The sequence below is a fragment of the Calidifontibacter terrae genome, assembly GCF_054778835.1.
In genome coordinates, this window is the sequence record NZ_BAAGZF010000011.1 from 1 (window position 1) to 5,075 (window position 5,075).

Genomic DNA, 5,075 nt, shown 5'->3' on the forward strand with positions numbered 1-5,075 from the left:
CACTCTGGGATAAGCCTTGGAAACGAGGTCTAATACTGGATATGACTGCGCATCGCATGGTGTGTGGTGGAAAGATTTATTGGTGGGGGATGGACTCGCGGCCTATCAGCTTGTTGGTGAGGTAGTGGCTCACCAAGGCTTTGACGGGTAGCCGGCCTGAGAGGGTGATCGGCCACACTGGGACTGAGACACGGCCCAGACTCCTACGGGAGGCAGCAGTGGGGAATATTGCACAATGGGCGAAAGCCTGATGCAGCGACGCCGCGTGAGGGATGAAGGCCTTCGGGTTGTAAACCTCTTTCACCAGGGACGAAGCGCAAGTGACGGTACCTGGAGAAGAAGCACCGGCTAACTACGTGCCAGCAGCCGCGGTAATACGTAGGGTGCGAGCGTTGTCCGGAATTATTGGGCGTAAAGAGCTTGTAGGCGGTTTGTCGCGTCTGCTGTGAAAGACCGGGGCTTAACTCCGGTTCTGCAGTGGGTACGGGCAGGCTAGAGTATGGTAGGGGAGACTGGAATTCCTGGTGTAGCGGTGAAATGCGCAGATATCAGGAGGAACACCGATGGCGAAGGCAGGTCTCTGGGCCATTACTGACGCTGAGAAGCGAAAGCATGGGGAGCGAACAGGATTAGATACCCTGGTAGTCCATGCCGTAAACGTTGGGCGCTAGGTGTGGGACTCATTCCACGAGTTCCGTGCCGCAGCTAACGCATTAAGCGCCCCGCCTGGGGAGTACGGCCGCAAGGCTAAAACTCAAAGGAATTGACGGGGGCCCGCACAAGCGGCGGAGCATGCGGATTAATTCGATGCAACGCGAAGAACCTTACCAAGGCTTGACATACACCGGAAGCATGCAGAGATGTGTGTGCCTTTTGGCTGGTGTACAGGTGGTGCATGGTTGTCGTCAGCTCGTGTCGTGAGATGTTGGGTTAAGTCCCGCAACGAGCGCAACCCTCGTTCCATGTTGCCAGCACGTTATGGTGGGGACTCATGGGAGACTGCCGGGGTCAACTCGGAGGAAGGTGGGGATGACGTCAAATCATCATGCCCCTTATGTCTTGGGCTTCACGCATGCTACAATGGCCAGTACAGAGGGCTGCGATACCGTGAGGTGGAGCGAATCCCTTAAAACTGGTCTCAGTTCGGATTGGGGTCTGCAACTCGACCCCATGAAGTTGGAGTCGCTAGTAATCGCAGATCAGCAGTGCTGCGGTGAATACGTTCCCGGGCCTTGTACACACCGCCCGTCAAGTCACGAAAGTTGGTAACACCCGAAGCCGGTGGCCTAACCCTTGTGGGGGGAGCCGTCGAAGGTGGGATTGGCGATTGGGACTAAGTCGTAACAAGGTAGCCGTACCGGAAGGTGCGGCTGGATCACCTCCTTTCTAAGGAGCATTAGCCCTTTCATCACCGAGTGTGTGGTGGGGGTGCTCATGGGTGGATCATCAATCATGGTGCCTGTTGTGGGTGCTGCAGTTGTGTGAGTACGGATTGTGCTGTTGGCCTTTGGGTTGGTGGTGTGGTTGTGGAAAGCGTGGGTGTGGTGTTTGCGGTGGGTGTCGACACGTTGTTGGGTCCTGAGGGAATGACTGCTTCTGCCATGTTGTGTGGTGGGGGTTGTTGTTTTCTTTGGGTTGGCAGGCTTTTGGCCGGCTGTCACGGTTGTGGTGGTTGGGTTGGGAGTTGCTGTGTGTTGTTTGAGAATTGCATAGTGGACGCGAAGCATCTGTAGTGTTCTGGTTTTTGTAAGTTTTTAAGGGCACACGGTGGATGCCTTGGCACCAGGAACCGATGAAGGACGTAGGAATCTGCGATAAGCCTCGGGGAGTCGATAACCAGACTGTGATCCGAGGATTTCCGAATGGGGGAACCCAGCACCATTCATGTGGTGTTACCCGCATCTGAACTCATAGGGTGTGTGGAGGGAACGTGGGGAAGTGAAACATCTCAGTACCCACAGGAAGAGAAAACAACAGTGATTCCGTGAGTAGTGGCGAGCGAAAGCGGAAGAGGCTAAACCATGGTTGTGTGATACCTGTCAGGGGTTGCAGTCATGGGGTTGTGGGAGTGTTTTTACCGGTACTGACATGCTGGTGGACAGTAAGAAATGGCGCGTGTAGGCGAAGCATCTTGAATGGTGCACCGTAGAGGGTGTAAGTCCTGTAGCCGAAACATGTGTCACTGTCTTAAGTATTTCCCAAGTAGTACGGGACTCGTGAAATCTCGTACGAATCTGGCAGGACCACCTGCTAAGCCTAAATATTCCCTGGTGACCGATAGCGGACTAGTACCGTGAGGGAAAGGTGAAAAGTACCCCGGGAGGGGAGTGAAATAGTACCTGAAACCGTGTGCTTACAATCCGTCAGAGCCTGTCCTTCGGGGTGGGTGATGGCGTGCCTTTTGAAGAATGAGCCTGCGAGTTAGTGCTCAGTGGCGAGGTTAACCCGTGTGGGGTAGCCGTAGCGAAAGCGAGTCCGAATAGGGCGTTTGAGTCGCTGGGTCTAGACCCGAAGCGGAGTGATCTACCCATGGCCAGGTTGAAGCGACGGTAAGACGTCGTGGAGGACCGAACCCACTTAGGTTGAAAACTGAGGGGATGAGCTGTGGGTAGGGGTGAAAGGCCAATCAAACTCCGTGATAGCTGGTTCTCCCCGAAATGCATTTAGGTGCAGCGTTGCGTGTTTCTTGCCGGAGGTAGAGCTACTGGATGGCTGATGGGCCCCACCGGGTTACTGACGTCAGCCAAACTCCGAATGCCGGTAAGTGAAGCGTGGCAGTGAGACTGCGGGGGATAAGCTTCGTAGTCGAGAGGGAAACAGCCCAGATCACCAGCTAAGGTCCCTAAGCGTGTGCTAAGTGGGAAAGGATGTGGAGTTGCTGTGACAACCAGGAGGTTGGCTTAGAAGCAGCCACCCTTTAAAGAGTGCGTAATAGCTCACTGGTCAAGTGATTCCGCGCCGACAATGTAGCGGGGCTCAAGCACATCACCGAAGCTGTGGCAATGACACATGTCCCTAGAACTTTTGTTTTCAGGGGTGTTGTTGGGTAGGGGAGCGTCGTGTGGGCAGTGAAGCGGCCGAGTGATCGAGTCGTGGAGCCCACACGAGTGAGAATGCAGGCATGAGTAGCGAATGACGGGCGAGAAACCCGTCCGCCGAATAACCAAGGGTTCCAGGGTCAAGCTAATCTGCCCTGGGTAAGTCGGGACCTAAGGCGAGGCCGACAGGCGTAGTCGATGGACATCCGGTTGATATTCCGGAACCGGCGAAATACCGCCCATATCGAATCAGGGGATGCTAACCACCCAAACCATCACGTTTGTGACCTTCGGGTTGCTGTTGTGGTGGGGAGCGTGGGACCCGATCTTGTAGTAGGTAAGCGATGGAGTGACGCAGGAAGGTAGCCTCCGCGGGGCGATGGTTGTCCCCGTCCAAGACTGTAGGACTGCTGGTAGGCAAATCCGCCGGCTGTATGTCTGAGAGTTGATGGTGACCACGAATGTGGGAAGTAGGGTGATCCTATGCTGCCGAGAAAAACTTCTAGCGAGGTATGAGCCGCCCGTACCCCAAACCGACTCAGGTGGTTAGGTAGAGAATACTAAGGCGATCGAGTGAATCATGGTTAAGGAATTCGGCAAAATGCCCCCGTAACTTCGGGAGAAGGGGGGCCCTGATCTTGAAGCCATTTACTGGCTAGGGTGATGGGTCGCAGAGACCAGGGAGAAGCGACTGTTTACTAAAAACACAGGTCCGTGCGAAGAAGTAATTCGATGTATACGGACTGACGCCTGCCCGGTGCTGGAACGTTAAGGGGACCGGTTAGCCTTACGGCGAAGCTGAGAACTTAAGCGCCAGTAAACGGCGGTGGTAACTATAACCATCCTAAGGTAGCGAAATTCCTTGTCGGGTAAGTTCCGACCTGCACGAATGGCGTAACGACTTCTCCACTGTCTCAACCATGAACTCGGCGAAATTGCACTACGAGTAAAGATGCTCGTTACGCGCAGAAGGACGGAAAGACCCCGGGACCTTTACTACAGCTTGGTATTGGTGTTTGGTACGGCTTGTGTAGGATAGGTGGGAGACTGTGAAGCATGCACGCCAGTGTGTGTGGAGTCAACGTTGAAATACCACTCTGGTCGTTCTGAGCTCCTAACCTCGGTCCGTGATCCGGATCAGGGACAGTGCCTGGTGGGTAGTTTAACTGGGGCGGTTGCCTCCTAAAAGGTAACGGAGGCGCCCAAAGGTTCCCTCAGCCTGGTTGGTAATCAGGTTTCGAGTGTAAGTGCACAAGGGAGCTTGACTGTGAGACAGACATGTCGAGCAGAGACGAAAGTCGGGACTAGTGACCCGGCGGTGGCTTGTGGAAGCGCCGTCGCTCAACGGATAAAAGGTACCCCGGGGATAACAGGCTGATCTTGCCCAAGAGCTCATATCGACGGCATGGTTTGGCACCTCGATGTCGGCTCGTCGCATCCTGGGGCTGGAGTAGGTCCCAAGGGTTGGGCTGTTCGCCCATTAAAGCGGTACGCGAGCTGGGTTTAGAACGTCGTGAGACAGTTCGGTCCCTATCCTCTGTGCGCGTAGGAAACTTGAGAAGACCTGTCCCTAGTACGAGAGGACCGGGATGGACGAACCTCTGGTGTGTCAGTTGTTCTGCCAAGAGCACCGCTGATTAGCTACGTTCGGAAGTGATAACCGCTGAAAGCATCTAAGCGGGAAGCACGCTTCAAGATGAGGTTTCCATGACTTAGGTCGTGAGGCTCCCAGTAGACTACTGGGTTGATAGGCCGGATGTGGAAGCACCGTAAGGTGTGGAGCTGACCGGTACTAATAAGCCGATAACTTACCCAAACATTACAGAACTTCTGCAGTATGTTTTTGCGTCCACTATGCGATATCTGAGACAGCACACCAGGTCGACTGGTTTGTCTAGTTTCATAGAGTTACGGCGGTCATAGCGAAGTGGGAAACGCCCGGTTACATTCCGAACCCGGAAGCTAAGCCCTTCAGCGCCGATGGTACTGCACTGGTTACGGTGTGGGAGAGTAGGACACCGCCGAACACACATTCCC

3 rRNA genes are annotated in these 5,075 nt (G+C 54.6%); all 3 read left to right on the forward strand.

Features of this window, described 5'->3' with window-relative positions:
- Nucleotides 1-1,386: ribosomal RNA gene (locus tag ACYU98_RS14320) — 16S ribosomal RNA — on the forward strand; the annotation flags it as partial.
- A gap of 358 nt (nt 1,387-1,744) precedes the next feature.
- Nucleotides 1,745-4,854: ribosomal RNA gene (locus tag ACYU98_RS14325) — 23S ribosomal RNA — on the forward strand.
- 93 nt (nt 4,855-4,947) lie between these two features.
- Nucleotides 4,948-5,065, forward strand: a 5S ribosomal RNA gene (gene rrf / locus ACYU98_RS14330).
- Nucleotides 5,066-5,075 lie beyond the last annotated feature (10 nt).